General features: G+C 71.9%; 18 protein-coding genes. 5 read left to right on the top strand and 13 right to left on the bottom strand.

Annotation, left to right across the window (positions count from 1 at the left end):
• Positions 1-55: 55 nt before the first annotated feature.
• The 5 genes from QE410_RS05865 to QE410_RS05885 form a co-directional block, all read right to left on the bottom strand.
• Entirely contained in the window at positions 56-667 is a 612-nt protein-coding gene (locus QE410_RS05865; protein ID WP_307329169.1) for a TetR/AcrR family transcriptional regulator, read from the bottom strand.
• A gap of 47 nt (positions 668-714) precedes the next feature.
• Complete coding sequence (locus QE410_RS05870) at positions 715-1,275, bottom strand: MFS transporter (RefSeq protein WP_307329172.1); 561 nt, start codon at positions 1,273-1,275, stop codon at positions 715-717.
• Positions 1,236-2,027 (bottom strand): MFS transporter, encoded by a 792-nt coding sequence (locus QE410_RS05875; protein ID WP_307329175.1) that lies wholly within the window; start codon positions 2,025-2,027, stop codon positions 1,236-1,238. The genes QE410_RS05870 and QE410_RS05875 overlap by 40 nt, the downstream gene beginning before the upstream one ends.
• Before the next feature lie 34 nt (positions 2,028-2,061).
• Positions 2,062-3,960, bottom strand: a complete 1,899-nt coding sequence (locus tag QE410_RS05880) for a glycoside hydrolase family 3 N-terminal domain-containing protein (RefSeq protein WP_307329179.1) — start codon at positions 3,958-3,960, stop codon at positions 2,062-2,064.
• Between the two features lie 107 nt (positions 3,961-4,067).
• On the bottom strand, positions 4,068-4,949 hold the full coding sequence (locus QE410_RS05885; protein WP_307329182.1) for an aminoglycoside phosphotransferase family protein: 882 nt from the start codon (positions 4,947-4,949) through the stop codon (positions 4,068-4,070).
• A 38-nt stretch (positions 4,950-4,987) separates the two neighbouring features.
• Between QE410_RS05885 and QE410_RS05890 the strand changes: the two genes are divergently transcribed.
• Entirely contained in the window at positions 4,988-5,176 is a 189-nt protein-coding gene (locus QE410_RS05890; RefSeq protein ID WP_307329184.1) for a hypothetical protein, read from the top strand.
• 61 nt (positions 5,177-5,237) lie between these two features.
• Positions 5,238-5,657 carry a hypothetical protein gene (locus tag QE410_RS05895; protein ID WP_307329188.1) on the top strand — a complete coding sequence of 140 codons (420 nt, stop codon included), beginning with the start codon at positions 5,238-5,240 and terminating at the stop codon, positions 5,655-5,657.
• A 19-nt stretch (positions 5,658-5,676) separates the two neighbouring features.
• Here QE410_RS05895 and QE410_RS05900 read toward each other — a convergent pair whose 3' ends face one another.
• On the bottom strand, positions 5,677-6,603 hold the full coding sequence (locus QE410_RS05900; RefSeq protein WP_307329192.1) for a nucleoside hydrolase: 927 nt from the start codon (positions 6,601-6,603) through the stop codon (positions 5,677-5,679).
• The gene (locus tag QE410_RS05905) at positions 6,600-7,448 is read right to left on the bottom strand and encodes a PfkB family carbohydrate kinase (protein WP_307329194.1); all 849 of its coding nucleotides are present in this window, start codon (positions 7,446-7,448) and stop codon (positions 6,600-6,602) included. The genes QE410_RS05900 and QE410_RS05905 overlap by 4 nt, the downstream gene beginning before the upstream one ends.
• 60 nt (positions 7,449-7,508) lie before the next feature.
• Between QE410_RS05905 and QE410_RS05910 the strand changes: the two genes are divergently transcribed.
• Positions 7,509-7,943 (top strand): nuclear transport factor 2 family protein, encoded by a 435-nt coding sequence (locus QE410_RS05910; RefSeq protein ID WP_307329197.1) that lies wholly within the window; start codon positions 7,509-7,511, stop codon positions 7,941-7,943.
• 54 nt (positions 7,944-7,997) lie between these two features.
• Here QE410_RS05910 and QE410_RS05915 read toward each other — a convergent pair whose 3' ends face one another.
• The gene (locus QE410_RS05915; RefSeq protein ID WP_307329199.1) at positions 7,998-8,492 is read right to left on the bottom strand and encodes a hypothetical protein; all 495 of its coding nucleotides are present in this window, start codon (positions 8,490-8,492) and stop codon (positions 7,998-8,000) included.
• Positions 8,493-8,537: 45 nt separating this feature from the next.
• On the bottom strand, positions 8,538-9,563 hold the full coding sequence (locus QE410_RS05920; RefSeq protein WP_307329202.1) for an FUSC family protein: 1,026 nt from the start codon (positions 9,561-9,563) through the stop codon (positions 8,538-8,540).
• Positions 9,564-10,065: 502 nt separating this feature from the next.
• On the opposite strand from QE410_RS05920, the gene QE410_RS05925 reads away from it, so the two are divergent.
• Positions 10,066-10,530, top strand: coding sequence for a DUF3817 domain-containing protein (locus tag QE410_RS05925; protein ID WP_307329204.1), 465 nt, complete (start codon positions 10,066-10,068; stop codon positions 10,528-10,530).
• A gap of 91 nt (positions 10,531-10,621) precedes the next feature.
• Here QE410_RS05925 and QE410_RS05930 read toward each other — a convergent pair whose 3' ends face one another.
• The 4 genes from QE410_RS05930 to QE410_RS05945 form a co-directional block, all read right to left on the bottom strand.
• Positions 10,622-11,176 carry a hypothetical protein gene (locus tag QE410_RS05930; protein WP_307329207.1) on the bottom strand — a complete coding sequence of 185 codons (555 nt, stop codon included), beginning with the start codon at positions 11,174-11,176 and terminating at the stop codon, positions 10,622-10,624.
• Between the two features lie 151 nt (positions 11,177-11,327).
• A complete protein-coding gene (locus QE410_RS05935) occupies positions 11,328-12,431 on the bottom strand; it encodes a class I SAM-dependent methyltransferase (RefSeq protein WP_307329209.1) in 1,104 nt (367 codons plus the stop codon).
• A 22-nt stretch (positions 12,432-12,453) separates the two neighbouring features.
• Positions 12,454-12,603: a hypothetical protein gene (locus tag QE410_RS05940; protein ID WP_307329211.1), complete on the bottom strand. Its 150-nt coding sequence runs from the start codon at positions 12,601-12,603 to the stop codon at positions 12,454-12,456.
• Between the two features lie 24 nt (positions 12,604-12,627).
• Positions 12,628-13,521, bottom strand: a complete 894-nt coding sequence (locus tag QE410_RS05945; RefSeq protein ID WP_307329213.1) for an EI24 domain-containing protein — start codon at positions 13,519-13,521, stop codon at positions 12,628-12,630.
• 455 nt (positions 13,522-13,976) lie between these two features.
• Here QE410_RS05945 and QE410_RS05950 point away from each other — a divergent pair, with 455 nt between their 5' ends.
• On the top strand, positions 13,977-14,606 hold the full coding sequence (locus QE410_RS05950) for a hypothetical protein (protein WP_307329214.1): 630 nt from the start codon (positions 13,977-13,979) through the stop codon (positions 14,604-14,606).
• Positions 14,607-14,629: the final 23 nt, after the last annotated feature.

Raw genomic sequence — 14,629 nt, forward strand, 5'->3', positions numbered from 1 at the left:
CGACGCGCGTGCGCCGGTCGCAGCACCCGGGACGCTCCGACGGCGCCGTGGGCCGTCAGCCGTCGCGCGAACTGTCCGGGTCGGTGGGGGAGAGGACGCGCCGCAGCAGGGCGACGCACGAGGTCATCGCGACGCGGGGTTCGAGGATCCACTGGGTCTGCAGTCCGTCGAGGGCCGCCACCGCGAGGGTGACCAGATCGCGGGCTCGCTCAGGCGAGAGGGCACCGCCCCACTCGGCCTGGATCTTGTCGGTGAGGTGACCGCGCGTCTGCGCGAACCGCGCGCGGAAGAACTCCTGCGCGGGATGCTCCTCGGTCGTGCTCTCGGCCGAGAGCACCGCGTAGAAGCGCACCAGGTCTGCGCGGCGCTCGTTGGTGGCGGCGGCGAGCTCGAGGTAGTCGGGAACCGGCATCTCGTCGATGCCCCGGCCCTCGGGATCGCGCAGCGTGCCGTGTTCGTCGTAGAAGTGCTCGAGCGTGGCCAGGAGCAGCTTCTCCTTGGTGGAGAAGTGGTGCAGGATCGCGGACTGGACGATGCCGGCGTCGGCGGCGATACGTGCGAGAGAGGTTCCGCGATAGCCGAATCGGCCGAAGTTGTGCACGGCCGAGGCGAAGATCGCCTCCCGGGTCGAGTCGCCCTGAGCGACGATCCGGGGGGCACGGGGCATGGTTCTCATCCTAGGGCGGCGGCCTCGCGGACCGCCGCCCGGTCGGATCAGCGCACGCCGCGGATGACGGCGATCGCTGCTGCGCCCAGCAGGGCGAAGACCGCCGCGCCGACGTAGAGCGCGACGTAGTTCTGGCTGCCGGGCGTCGCCCCGATCAGCAGAAGCACCGGCGCGAGCACGGGGGCGACCGTCTGGGGCACGGTGCTGGAGAGGTTGAACACGCCCATGCCCTTCGCGGCCTCTGTGTCGGAGTCGGGCAGCACGTCCGAGACGAGCGCGTAGTCGACGCCCATGTACGCCCCCTGCGACAGGCCGCCGATGACCACGCCGAGCAGGAACCCGTCGAAGCCGGTGGCGGTGGCCACCACGATTATCGCGGCCGCGTAGCCGAGCGACGCGGCGATGACGAAGACCTTGCGTCGCTTGACGATGTCGCTCAGCCAGCCGGCGAGCAGGCTGCTGACGAACACGCTGGCGGCGAGAGCCAGCATGGAGATGAACAGCAGATTCGGCAGCGACTCCTTGGGGAGGCCGAGGTGGTCGCTGAGGAAGTAGGTCTTGTACGTCGTCAGCAGGGCCAGTGCGGTCCAGACGAGGAAGCGACCCACCCACGCCAGTCCGAAGGCCCGGAACGGAACGGGTTGATCCACAGGGCGGTGAAGATGTCGGCGAGACGGAACCGCCCGACCTCCGCGCGGGTGCGCGGCGCTTCCTTGAGACCGGCGACGAAGATGACGACGAGCACGAGGGCGAGCGCGGCGGGGGCCAGGAACATCCACACGCCCTGCGTGCCCGTCCCCTGCACGAGGAACGTCCCGGCCACGGCACCGACCTGACTGCCCGAGCCGAGCCACGCCGACACCCGACCCCGCTTGTGTGCGGGAACGCGTTCGGGCAGCACGGCCACGGTCGCGGCGAGGGCGGTGTTGAAGCCGACCTGCGCGATGCACCAGGCGACGGCGATCATCGGAATGGTCGTCGCCGCTCCGAGGAAGAACGTCGCGATGATTCCCACGAGCACGCCGCCGAGGATGAAGGGGCGCCGCTGGCCGAAGCGCGAGGTCGACTTGTCGCTGAGGCGCCCGAAGATCGGGTTGGCGAACAGCGCACAGGCGGCGCCGAGCCCGGCGATGAGCGAGAGGGATGCCGCTTTGTTCGCCGGATCCACGTCGCCGACGCGAAGCGAGAGGGTGACGGCGGCGGGGGTCATGAGGGCGATCCACACCCCCAGCTGGCCGAGGACGTAGCGCGTGATGAATCCGGCGCCGACGTGCTGGCCCGTCAGCCGCATCATGCGCTCGGCGGTGCTCTCGGCCGTGCTGCCGGCGGTCGCCGGGACGGGATGCTGTGTCTGTGTCATGGTGTCTCCTTTGACGAGGGGTGGGGGGTGGGGGTCAGGCCTGCGGGGTGAGGCCGTGTCCGTAGGGGAACAGCGGCGCTTCGGTGTCGAAGGGCACGTCTTCGCGCGAGCGCTCGACGGCAGCCATCGACGAGGGGAGCTCGAACGGCAGCCGCCCCTCCGCGCGCGCACGGCCGAAGAGGACCTCGAGGTATGCGCGATCTCCGCTGCCGAACGATCCCGTCACCGCCGCCGCCGCGGCGACGACGTCGGTGAGGATGGCCGGTCGGTCCAGGAACACGTCGACGACGGTCGGCACGGCGCGGCAGAGCGCGTCGATGTGGGCGGCCTCGTCGGGCGAGAACTCGAGCGAGCCCTGGTGGAAGAACGTCTCGAAGTAGAAGGTCTGTCGCACCTCGCTCGGCGCTTTCACGCGGAGGATCGCGATGTCGGCATCCCGGGGGTCGTCCGCCACCTCGGCGAAGTCGGCCAGGATCGCCGGGTCCACGCCCTCGGCGTAGACCCGCAGGCCGGCCGCGAGCGGGACGACCGAGCGGCCGGCGTCGCCGTTGGCGAGAACGGTGATGCTGCGCTGCTGGGCCGCGTGACCGGCGGCGACCGCGTCGGCGGCCCCCGCGACGGCGCGCGCGTGATCGAGGTCGAGGAACGGGTCGTCGAACAGTCCGAGGGCGAACTTCACCCGCAGCAGACGCCGCACGGACTCGTCGATGCGCTGCTCGGTGATCTCGCCGCTCTCGACGAGGTCGACGACGATCTCGGGGCACTTCTCGCCGCCGAGCTGATCGGCTCCGGCATCGAGGATCTTCTTCACGCGTGTGCGTGCGTCGGCGTGCTCCATGCCCCATGCCTTCGGGGGCAGCTCTCGCCCGGGCGTCGTGTACCCGTGCACGAGGGCCCAGTCGGTGCAGATGACCCCGTCGTAGCCGAGCTTCTCGCGCAGCAGACCGGTCAGGATCTGCTTGTTGAAGCCGAACCCGACTTCTTCGACCGGCTCGCCGTCGAGGACGAGTCCCTCGGGCAGGCCGTAATAGGGCATGATGCCCGCCGTGCCCGCCGCGATCGCGGCGCGGAACGGCTCGAGGTGGTAGTCGAAGTTGTCGCCCGGGTAGACCTGCTCCCGCCCGTAGGGGAAGTGCGCGTCCTCGCCGTTCTTCTGGAGACCGCCGCCGGGGAAGTGCTTGGTGGTGCAGGCGACCGACGTCGCGCCCAGCTCGGCACCCTGGAACCCGTCGAGGTAGGCGCGCACGTAGGCGGACGCGAGCTCGGCATCCTCTCCGAACGTGTGGATCTGGCGTGCCCAGCGCGGCTCGGTCGTGAGGTCGACGGTGGGGTGGAGTGCGGCGCGGATGCCGACGGAGGCATACTCGGCGCGCGCGATGTCGGCGAATTCCCGGACCGTGTCGACGTCGCGGAGAGCGGCGAGCCCCAGGGGCTCCGGCCACTTCGAGAAGAACGCGGAGGGGAGCGACGCGCCGACGTTGCGGACGAAGGCGTGCCGCGGATCGGTGGAGAGGGTGACGGGGATGCCGAGTCTCGTGCGCGACGCTGCGTCTTGCAGGGCGTTGCTCCAGGCCACGGCCTGCTCGACGCTCTCGAGCTCGAGGACGTTGAAGTGCGTCATGTGCTTCTCGCCGAGCAGATCGCTGGTCGCCGTCTTGTTGTAGCGCTCGGCTCCGACGACGTCATCGTCGGGGGTGTCGTGCTCGACGACGACTCCGCCGCGTCCGGACTCGATGACCGACTGGAACATCTGCCCGGCCTTCTCGGCCAGTGTCATCCGCGACAGCAGGTCGTCGACGCGGTCGTCGATGCGTGCCGTCGGGTTCTCGTAGACCGCCATGATGCCGTCGTGGTCGAGGTCGCGGAAGCGGGTTCCGTCGGGCGCGGTGCGCACCGAGCGCGCCGCGGTGGTGGGGAACGATGTGACTGACATGGGGGAGCCTCCGGAGTGATCTGCACTGACTGTATGAACAGTCAGTCTGTTTTGCAAGCATGGGGGAAGGGGACTTTCGATTCGCAGGACGCCACGAGCCCGCGTGATCACCGGGCGAGTACCTCACCCAGCACGCGCTCCGCGAACTCCCGCTCGCCCGGGGTGATGTTGGTGAGCATGATCAGCCCCTTCCACAGGGTCCAGCCCGCCCCGCGCGCCCACGTGGCATCGTCGAGGTCGAGCACCTCGCAGAAGACGCGTCGAGCCGGCCCGCGGAATTGGCTCCAGCGGATAACGGTGTCGCACGCGGGATCGCCGACCGCCGAGCAGCCGAAGTCGATCACCGCCGACAGGCGGTGCTCGGCATCGACGAGCAGGTTGCCGATCGCGACGTCGCCGTGCACCCACACCGGCGGCCCCGTGGATTCCGCGGCGAGCGCATCGCGCCACACGCCCTGCGCGCGGTCTCGCTGCGCTCCATCCAGCAGATAGAACCGGCGCGTGACCTGCTCGTCCCACTGCGACACGGGGTCGCCGCGGAACGCGCTGTGCTCACCGGGGGCGGGGCCGCCCGTGGCATCCGTGGTCCGGAGGGCGACGAGGAAGTGGGCGAGCCGCTCCGCGAGCGCCACATCGTCTCGAACGCGGACGGCGTCGGGGCGGATGCCATCGAGCCAGCCGTACACCGACCACGGGGACGGGAACCGAGGCGAGGCTCGCCCGACGCCCACGACCGCGGGGATGGGCACCGGCAGGTGCGGAGCCAGAAACGGCAGGTACTTCTGCTCTTTCGCGACCTGCGGGACGAATCCGAGGTCGGCGGGCAGGCGGGCCACCAGTGCGTCGCCCAGGCGGAACGTACGGTGGTCGTTGCCCGACTCCCGGACAGCGGCCACCGTGAGCCCCGCCCACTGCGGGAACTGTTCGCGGACGAGCGCTGCGGCGAGCGCCTCGTCGATGGCATCCCGAGCGGGGAAGGCGGCGGGCATCGGCCCAGGCTAGCTCTTCGCCTCGTACGCTGAATGACATGGAACGCGACGCGGACGAGCAGGAGCGTCGAGCCCTCCGGTCGATCGAGGCCATCAACGCCGGCGCCGACGTCGGCGCGGAGGCCCTTGCGCTGTCGAACGAGTTCACCGACCGCCACACCGACCGCATGAAGGCGTGGGTGAAGCGGCGGTTCCGCCGCACGGAGGGCGACTCGCCCACACGATGACGTTCGCCGACAGGGGCCCGTGCTTCCCGCGCGTGGCCGGCGGGTGCGTCAGAATGAGCACATGATCACCGGACGCACACGCCGATACGTCGCCGCGGCCGCGTCGGTCGTCTTCGCCGCGGTGCTCACGTCGTGTTCCGACGCCGGCGTCGCCGACTCGCGAGCGCCCGGCGTGCCCACTGGCATCCCCGTGGACGGCCCCGGTGCCGAACCGGCGGTCCACCTGCAGTCGGATGGATCGATCGCGGTCGTGACGTGGGGGAGCAGCAGTTGCCCGCCCACGGCGACGGCGTTCGACACCACCGGGGAATCGCTCGTCGTCTCCTTCTCGACGTCGAGCAACGGTGTGTGCACGGCCGACCTCGCGGCGACGACGCACATCTTCTCCGCCGATCGCGTCGGCGACACCGTGCCCCTCGAGGCAACCGTCTCGTACCCCGAGTTCGACGAGACACTCGTCGTGGAGATCACACGGCCCTAGCAGTCGCCCGCGGCCGATCTCACCCCGGCCACTCCCGCGCCTCCAACCGCGCGAGCAGCAACTCCACCGCCGACCCCTCCATGCCGCGCACCCACCGCTGCGTCGACGACCCACGCGACGACACGGTGCGCCCGCGTTCACCGCGCTCGAGCCGCACCTGCACCTGACCCGACGACACGCTGACGCCCCGCAGCGAGCCGGCGGCGACCATCGCGGCCAGCGGATCGTGCAACGCGCACCGCCGGTCGGCGAAGACGCGACCGGCGTAGAAGTCGAGGTAGAGCGGCAGCATCGCGGCCAATGCCTGCGGAAGCGCGCCGGGGATCGCTTCGAGGCGCACGAGGTCGGCGGCATCCAGTGTCTGCGTCATCGTCACGTCGAGGGGGACGAGAGTGGTGTCCCAGTCCTGCGCGAAGACGAGGGCGGCGGCCTCGGGGTCGTTGTGGATGTTGGCCTCGGCCCACGGCGTGACGTTGCCCGAGTGCGCGAACGCGCCGCCCATCACGACGAGGCGGTCGAAGCGGGTGACGTCGGGCGCCTCGGCGTAGGCGGCGAGGTTGGTCAGGGGGCCGAGGGCGAGCACGGTGAGGTCCGGATGCCGTCCCGCCAGGTGATCGATCAGCTCGACGGCCGCGCGGGCATCGTGTGCGCGGGCCGCGGCCGTCAGTGCGATTCCGCCGACACCGTCGTCGCCGTGCACGTGCGGCGCGCCGCCCGCGTACGCGCGGGTGCGGAAGTCGTGCGCGCCGACGGCGACGGGGATGTCGTGCTCACCGGCCAGATCGAACAGCGACAGGGTGTTGGCGGCGGCGCGGGCGGCATCCGTGTTGCCGGAGACCGTGGTGACGCCGACGATCTCGACGGCGGGCTCGGCCAGCAGGTAGGCCAGCGCGAGGGCGTCGTCGATGCCGGTGTCGCAGTCGACGAGGATCGGACGGCGGCTCACAGGGTCGCTCCGTACGCGTCGAGGGGCTGCAGTGCGGGTTGCGAGGCGTCGTCGGCGACGGCGGCGGCCCCGACGGCGCAGGCGCGAGTCAGGGCGTCGACCTCGGAGTCGCCGCGCAAGAGCCCCACGACGAGCGCGGCGCAGAACGCATCCCCCGCGCCGACCGTGTTGACGACGGTCGTCGCGACCCCGGGGGCGGATGCCACGAGCTCACCGTGGCGGTACAGCCGCGCGCCGTCGGCGCCGAGCGTGACGCACAGCAGTGGCGCGCCGTGCACCTCGGGCAGCTGCGCGTACTCCGTCTCATTCACGATGACGAGGTCGCAGCGTTCGAGCACGCCATCGGGCAGGTGGCGGGCGGGGGCGGCATTGAGCGCCAAGAACCCCGCGGCGCGCGCGGCGGCCGAGACCACGGCATCCGACACCTCCAACTGCATGAGCACCGCGGCGCCGTGTTCGATGCCGAGCGTCTCCGCGTCGATCGCCGCGTTGGCGCCCGCGCACACGACGATCGAGTTCTCACCCGTCGCATCGACGACGATGAGGGCGGTTCCGGTGGCGGCATCCGTGGTCTGGACGCGAGTGGCATCCACCCCGAGGGAGGCGAAGCGGTCCCGGATGCCACGGCCCTCGGCGTCGTCGCCCACGGCGCCGATCATGCGCACGGCGGCGCCGAGCCGGGCCGCGGCGACCGCTTGATTGGCGCCCTTGCCGCCCGGTCCGCGATGGAGGACGCCGTCGGCGACGGTCTCGCCCGCCGCCGGCGACCGCTCGACGCGGGCGGTGAGGTCGACGTTGATCGCACCGACGACGGTGAGCTGCGGAGCCGGGGGAGAGGGGGTCACGAGAACCCACCCTGTCACGACGCCCTGCGTCCGTCGCTGCGACACGGGATGATGTGAGACGTGACCGACTTCGACGAGGCGCTGCACGCGGTGGCGGAGGCTCTGGATGCCATGGGCCACGGCGACCCGCGCCCGTTCGCGGCCCTGTGGACGACGACCGACGACGCCACTCTCATGGGCGGGTTCGGCACGCACGCGCTGACAGCGGCCGACGTCGCGTCGACACTCGCCGCGGTCGCGCGACGGTTCCGCGGCGGTGCGCTGGTGCCGGAGTACGACCGGGTGCTCGTCTCGGGCGACTGGGCGATGACCGCGGGACGCGAACGCGGCGTGCTGTCGGTCGACGGGGCGGAGCCCGGCGAATTCGTCGTGCGGGTGACGCACGTGTGGCGCCGAGAGGAGGGCGGCTGGCGGATCGTCCACCGCCACGGCGATCACACGACGAGGGCGGTCCGAGCAGAACCGGCCCCGCCGAACACGGAAGGCGCGGTCTGAACGCAGGCGCGCCGGGTCGGCATCCAGGATGCCGCCGGGTCGCGCGCCCGCGCGTCAGTGCAACAGCAGCTTCGCCACGATCAGCAGCGCCGAGATGACGGCCGCCCCGATCGCCGTGAGCACGACGACCACGGGGGAGGAGCCCCGCAGGCGCGCACCGGCGGTGGCAACGACGACGAGGTACGACATCGCGACACCGACACCCCACAGCAGCGCCGTCTCGAGCCCCACGCCCGCCGCGGACAGGATCACCACCAGCAGCAGCGGCAGGAACGTCACCGACACCATCGGCGCCCCGACCGCGAGGTGATGACGGACGATCGGCCACGGGCGCCGCGACGACGTGTCGCCGAGCGAGTAGGCGAAGACGTGCGTGGCGAAGTAGACGATGTTCGTCAGCGCGACGACCGCGATCACGTCGCCCAGGTCGGCGTCGCCCAGGCCGATGAGGGTGGATGCCGAGACGAGGGCGCCGTAGCACCCCGCGCTGATGCGTTCGGCGGCGTCGTGTCCGAGGCGGGGTCGGGCGGGCGAGGCGGTGTCACTCATATCGGGTGTCACCCTAGCGGCGAACGGTGCCCGCGTCGTGGCGGGTCAGGCGTGCGGCGATCGACGGCGCAGGACCGCCGAGACGATGGCGACGACCGTGCCCACGGCGACACCGATCACCGTCTCGAGAACCCGGTCGCGCAGCAGGATCTGGGGCGCGACGGGGGAGGCGAGCGACACCATCAGCAGTGCGAGCGGGGTGATGAACAGCATCGCGATGCCGTAGTTGCGGCCGACGAACAGCTCGGCGCCGGCCTGCATCACGACGGCCACGACGACGACGAGCCAGGGCGGGAGCTGGAGGGCGAGCAGTCCGGCCGCGATCAGCACACCCAGCAGCGTCCCGGTGAGGCGTTGCACGCCGCGGATCAGCCGGGCGGTGACATGCGCCCCGCCGACGGCGGCGACCGCGCCGACCATCGCCCAATACCAGTGGGTGCCGACGAGCAGCACACCCGCGACGCCCGCGAGCAGGGCGGCGATGCCGACGGTGGCGGTCATCTCCCACGCGACCGGCCCGATCGGCGGACGAGGCCTCTTCGGGCGTGCCCACGATCCGCGGCGCAACAGCACGAAGGCCGTCGTCACGATCAGGCTCCACGCCACGCTCGCGCCGCCCACGAGCAGCGCCGTTGCGAAGGTGGCGGCCGTCGCCGGGAAGCTCGCGGTCGCCCCGGCCGCGAAGACCGCGAACAGCGCGCCGGGCGGATGCCACTGCGCCCGGTACGCGAACAACGTGACGGCTGCCGCGAGGGCGGCGACGACGGCGACGCTCCCGAGCGCGGGAACGGCGAGGAACGACACCGCCGTGCCCACGAGCATCGAGGCGACGAGGATCGCGCCCGCGGTGACCTGCATGCCGACGCGTGCGCGGGGGCCGTCGGTGCGTCCGTACAGAGCGGCGAAGGCGCCGAAGCTGGCGTAGACGCTGAGGTCGAGGCGATCGGTGAGCAGCAGCACCAGCAGGGGGACGCCGACACTCAGCACGGCCCGCAGGGCGACCCGGTGATCGCCGCGGTGCGGCCCGACGCGGATGACCCCGGTCCACACGCGCCCCCGGGATTCCGCCACCCGTCCACCTTACGCGGGCCGCGCGGGGCGGGCGGCGTGCGTCGGAACCGGCGGGCGTGTGCGGTGGGGCGCGGGGCGGGCGGCGTGCGCGGACGGGTAGGCCGGGGCCGCCGCGCGCGAGGTCGTTCAAGACGGCGCGGCGGACACGACTCCGGACGGAGTGCGTCTTCGGCCGGGTCCGACGGGCGGCTCGGCGATCTCTGCAGGAGTCGTGCGCGCTCGCGGGGCGAGGGTGAGCGAGCCGAGGGCGGCGGCGTCAAGGCCGTGGCATCCGTCGCCGCATCTGATGGGGTGGGTGCATGGATGCCGAACGCGAGAAGCCCCCGATCGAGCCGGGCCCGGAGCCCGATACGTCGACGGCGGGCGAGGCCTCGACATCCGATCCGTCGCTCGACGACGACGACCAGCCGATCGAGTGACTCCTCGACGTCGAGGCGAGCGGCCGGGTCGGGGGGACGCCCCTGCGTAGGGTGGGGAGTCCGTCCCCGAGCCGAGGAGAGACGTGTTCCGCACGCCCCTGAACCTGTTCCGCACGCTCGCGATCGCCGAGGCGGTCTCATGGACGCTGCTCATCGGCGGCCTGATTCTGCGCGCCGCCGCTGACCTCCCCGTCGCGGTGACGATCGGCGGTGGCATCCACGGGTTCGTCTTCCTCGCTTACGGCGCGACCGCCGTGCTCGTGGCGCTGAACCAACGGTGGGGCGTCGGCCCGACGGCGCTCGCGGTCGTGAGCGCCGTCATCCCCTACGCCACGGTGCCGACCGAGATCCGGCTGCACCGCACCGGACGGCTGCGGGGTGCGTGGCGGCTCGACGAGACCGACGATCCGCGCGACAGGCGACCGATTGATCGGCTGCTGCGCTTCTTCCTGCGGCGCCCGTGGGTGCTCGCCGCCGCGCTCGTCGTCGCGGTGGCGGTGGTGTTCGTCGTGCTGCTGATCGTGGGCCCGCCGGGCGGCAAGGGCTGAGTCGAGGCTGCACGCAGGTCACGCCCGCCCGGGCGCGAGGCAGGGCCGACGCTGCTCCGGCGTTGCGTCGCGGCGGGCCGGTCGCCGGGGCTCAGCGCAGGTGCACCCGCACGCTCGCCGGCGCGATGCGGCACGTGGCCGCGAAGGTCTCGACGGTACCCGACATCGTCGCGGTCGCCCGTCCGACCCCGAGGAACGCGATCGTGCTGCCGGCCGCATGGGGCGCGGGTTCGCGCATCGAGAAGCGCCGCATGGTGCCTCCCGCTCGGCCCGAGAACGCCGCGTCGAGCTCGACGTCGACGATGGGCCCCGAGGTGGATGCCACGCGCCACGCGATCGTGGCGAGCCCCCCGCCACGGCTGGTCACCGTCAGAGAGGCCGTTCCGCACTCCTCGCCGCCGACGGCTTCGACGCGCAACGGTCGATCGAGCGGGATCGTGTCGGCACCGCACAGCGCGATGCCGTGGAGCTGGGCGTAGCCGCGACCGTTGACGGTCATAGTCGAGCAGTCGACGAGCAGGGGCGAGGACACGGTCTCGGACAACGGCATCCGGGGAATCTCGGCGGAGCTCGCCGGGCCCGTCGCCCACAGCGCGGTCACCACGCCGATGCCGCCCAGCGCTGCGGCGGTCGTGCGCACCCGCATGCCGCACCTCCCTGTGGACGTCTGCGAATCTACGCCCGACCGGGGGTCGCCGCCATGGGGCGTGCGCGTGGCTGCGACACGCACGCCCCACACGACGCGCGAGGTCGGCGAGGGATGCGCTGCCCCTGCCCGAGACGCCGTGCGAGGCGGGTCAGCGTTTCGTCGACACCGTCACGGTGAACTTGCGGTCGCGCGCGACCTGCCGGGTCGGTCCGACGAGGCGTTCGAGCGCGGGACGGTACTGCAGCGCCGAGTTCCACACGGTCCACAACTCTCCGCCCGACTGCAGCACCCGCGCCGCATCGGCGAACATGCGGGGAGCCAGCCGCTGGTCGATGGCGGCTCCCGCATGAAAGGGCGGATTGAGCGCGATGAACGAGGTGCTGGCATCCGGTCGCGAGCGCAGGATGTCATCGCGCACCACCGTGACGCGGTCGGCGACACCGTTCGCGTCGGCGGTGGCGCGGGCCGAGGTGACGGCCACGGCGGACTGGTCGCACGCGATCACCCGGAGGGACGGATGCCGTGCGGCCAGCGCTGTCGCGACCACCCCGGTGCCGCACGCGAGGTCGATGGCCGTGCCCCCGCGCGGCTCGGGAAGGTGCGCGAGCAGCAGACGCGTTCCGATGTCGATGGACGCGCCGGCGAAGGCGCCGCCGAAGGCACGGATGCGGATGCCGTCGACGTCGGCCTCCTCGGGCGTGGGCTCAGCGCCGTTGCGCGGCTCGCGGGCGATGAGCACGCGGGATTTCTGGCGGGCGTGCGTGACGTCGAGGCGGTCGAAACGCGCCCGGAGCACGTCGTTCATCGACACGCTCATGTGCTTGAGGCGTCCTCCGGCGAAGACCACGACGTCGGGAGCCGCGTGGAGGGCGATGAGCCCTGCGACGTCATCGAGCGCGCGAAGCGAACGGGGCAGGCGCACGAGGACGACCCGGGCTCCCTCGAGCAGGGCGGCGTTCAACCCGTGCGGCTGGAACGTGCCGGTCAGCCCGGTGTCGTCGGCGTTCGCGGCGAGCGCTTCTTCGCCGAGCAGCTCGTCCTGGTGCACGCGGATGCCGCGGGCACCGGCATCCGCCGAGCCGAGGGTGAGAGCACCGTAGGCGTCTCCGATGACGACCAGGTCGCCCGGCGCGAGACCCGCGCGGGCGTCGACGGACTCGTCGAGGATCAGCCGGTCTGCGGCGTCGACGGCCGGCAGCTCCGAGCCCTCGAGGTCGGGGCGGCGGCGGAGCGCATCGAACGAGAAGGGCACCGGCTCGACCGAGGCGGCGCGTTTACCGGGTGCCGAAGTGGAAGGGGAGGGCCAGCGAGGCCGACACGAGGATGATGCCGAGCGCGAAGAACAGCGCGGGCGCGGCGAGCGAGAACGACAGCCCGAACAGCAGCATGCCGCCGACGAACAGGATGAGCGAGACGATGAACATGAGGATCCCTTCGGTCGCTCCAGGCTATCGTGCCCGATCGGTCGGTTCGGTCGCCGATGGCGCGGGTTGCGCAGTCCGAGGCGCGTTCGGGGCGGGCGCGGAGGCCGGGTCGGACTCCGAGGGGCCGGTGCCGCGGGTCGCGAGTCGCGGGGCATCCGCCGGGCGGGCGCCGTTCGAGCCCGCCGTGCGGGGCGTCAGCCCGAGCGCGGCGTGCGCCCACAGGGTGCTGCCCGCCACCGCGGCGGGCATCACGGCCACGGCTCCGAGCGGCACGAGGAAGCACAGCTGCGTCGCGACGCCGAAGCCCAGCGCGCGGGCACGGTTCGCGCGCAGGAGTGCCCGGCGAGCGCGACGATCGAGTCCACGAGCCGAGAGCGCGCGCGAGGTGAGCTCGTCGGCGAGGAGCCAGCCCGTCAGGCTCACGCCGGTGACGAAGCCGAGCGCACCTCCGACGAGCGGCACGAGCCCGACCGCCCACGCCACGGCGGCGGCCAGGACGCCGCGGAGGACGAGTCGCGCGCTGTCGCCCGCTGCGCGCCAGAATCCGTAATCGGCGTCCGGGACCGTTCCGATCGCGCTGCGCTCGGTCGCACGCCAGATGCGGTCGTAGACCGGTTCGCCGATGGCGAGGGTCACGGCCGTGAACGACACGATGGCCACGAGCGCGGCCGCGCCGAAGGAGGCGATGCCGATGGCGGTGCGCAGCACGCCCGCCCAGGTGGGCGACCAGTCCTCGGCGAACGGGGTCCAGTCGTCGACGAGCCCGGGAAGCGCGAGACCCCATGCGACGAGGGCCGCACCGAAGACGAGCCCGACGACAGCCCCCGGGATGAGACCGAGCGCCATCGCGCCGGGCGTGCGACGCCATTGACCGAGCCCGTGGGCGAGCATGCCCGCTCCCGCGAAGAAGTCCTTCATGACGGAGAGTTTCTCAGTCGACGGGCGTCGACCCCAGGAATTTGACAGCCGAGGTCGCGGGGCGACAGGATGAACCCGTTCTTTTGATAATCATTATCAATAACGCCGCCGGGCGAAGGAGGCATCGTTGACACCCCCTCCCCACCTCCATGCCGCCGGTCACCTGGCGGCGGGCGGCGTGCGTCGCTGCGGGTGCGCGCCGGCTCACGCCGCCGAACCACCCGTCCTTCCGGCGCCGGCGGCGCAGCTTGCGTGGACCCCCTTCCGTCGCAAGCGCGTCGCCTTCGTGCGCGCGCACCTCATCTACTCCGACCGAATGCTCCGCCTCGGAGCCTGACGCCCCGTCTCACGACGGCGACCTCGATCGCGCGCGGACACAGGCATCCGAGTCGCGTCCGCGCGTCCGCGCGTTCGTCATCCCCTTTCCTCTTCCTCGTTTCAGGAGAACCACCGTCATGAGCATCACCACCGAGGCGACGTACGCCTCCCCGTCTCGATCGGCGCGGAGCCCGATCGCCCGTATCGTCCTCGCCCTCGTCGCCGCTCTCGCGTTGACGCTGGGTGTCAGCGCCCCGTCCTATGCCGCCACGGGCGCGCAGACCGGCGAATGGGACATCCTCGCGCTGTCGGCATCCGCGTCGCCACGTCTGCAGAGCTACAACCACTCCACCGAGTCATGGGACACCGTCCCCAGCGGTTCCGCGTCGTTCGCCGTGGGGAGTGGCAAGCTCATCGATGGCGACGACGAGACCGCCACGTCTGCCGTCTCGGGCGGCGGCATCCGCTTCAAGAACACCGCCGCGACGACCAAGACGGCGGCGTTCACCATCACCGTGCCCAACGGCACGGGCTTGAGCATCACCGATGTCGAGAGCGGGCAGGTTCGCAGCGTCGCCGTGTCGGGCGGCACGCGCACGATCACCCTGTCGAGTGGGGCGGTCGCGGCCGGCGGCGAGGGCCACCGTCACTACACCTGGCAGTTCAGCGGAAGCAGCACCGCTGTCACCCTGTCGGTGTCGGCGAGTGTGAGCGGTTCGGGTGCGGGCAACTTCACCACCTCGTCGAGCTACGACTTCACCTTCTGATCCCTCGTGCGGGGGCGGCGATT

Source organism: Microbacterium sp. SORGH_AS_1204 (assembly GCF_030818935.1).
GTDB lineage: Bacteria > Actinomycetota > Actinomycetes > Actinomycetales > Microbacteriaceae > Microbacterium.

What these genes read in the sequence shown, in the direction of transcription:
- QE410_RS05915 (WP_307329199.1), bottom strand. Translation starts at nt 8,492, where the DNA reads ATGAGTGACACCGCCTCGCCCGCCCGACCCCGCCTCGGACACGACGCC.
- QE410_RS05880 (WP_307329179.1), bottom strand. Translation starts at nt 3,960, where the DNA reads ATGTCAGTCACATCGTTCCCCACCACCGCGGCGCGCTCGGTGCGCACC.
- QE410_RS05895 (WP_307329188.1), top strand. Translation starts at nt 5,238, where the DNA reads ATGATCACCGGACGCACACGCCGATACGTCGCCGCGGCCGCGTCGGTC.
- QE410_RS05875 (WP_307329175.1), bottom strand. Translation starts at nt 2,027, where the DNA reads ATGACACAGACACAGCATCCCGTCCCGGCGACCGCCGGCAGCACGGCC.
- QE410_RS05950 (WP_307329214.1), top strand. Translation starts at nt 13,977, where the DNA reads ATGAGCATCACCACCGAGGCGACGTACGCCTCCCCGTCTCGATCGGCG.
- QE410_RS05885 (WP_307329182.1), bottom strand. Translation starts at nt 4,949, where the DNA reads ATGCCCGCCGCCTTCCCCGCTCGGGATGCCATCGACGAGGCGCTCGCC.
- QE410_RS05940 (WP_307329211.1), bottom strand. Translation starts at nt 12,603, where the DNA reads ATGTTCATCGTCTCGCTCATCCTGTTCGTCGGCGGCATGCTGCTGTTC.
- QE410_RS05930 (WP_307329207.1), bottom strand. Translation starts at nt 11,176, where the DNA reads ATGCGGGTGCGCACGACCGCCGCAGCGCTGGGCGGCATCGGCGTGGTG.
- QE410_RS05945 (WP_307329213.1), bottom strand. Translation starts at nt 13,521, where the DNA reads ATGAAGGACTTCTTCGCGGGAGCGGGCATGCTCGCCCACGGGCTCGGT.
- QE410_RS05890 (WP_307329184.1), top strand. Translation starts at nt 4,988, where the DNA reads ATGGAACGCGACGCGGACGAGCAGGAGCGTCGAGCCCTCCGGTCGATC.
- QE410_RS05865 (WP_307329169.1), bottom strand. Translation starts at nt 667, where the DNA reads ATGCCCCGTGCCCCCCGGATCGTCGCTCAGGGCGACTCGACCCGGGAG.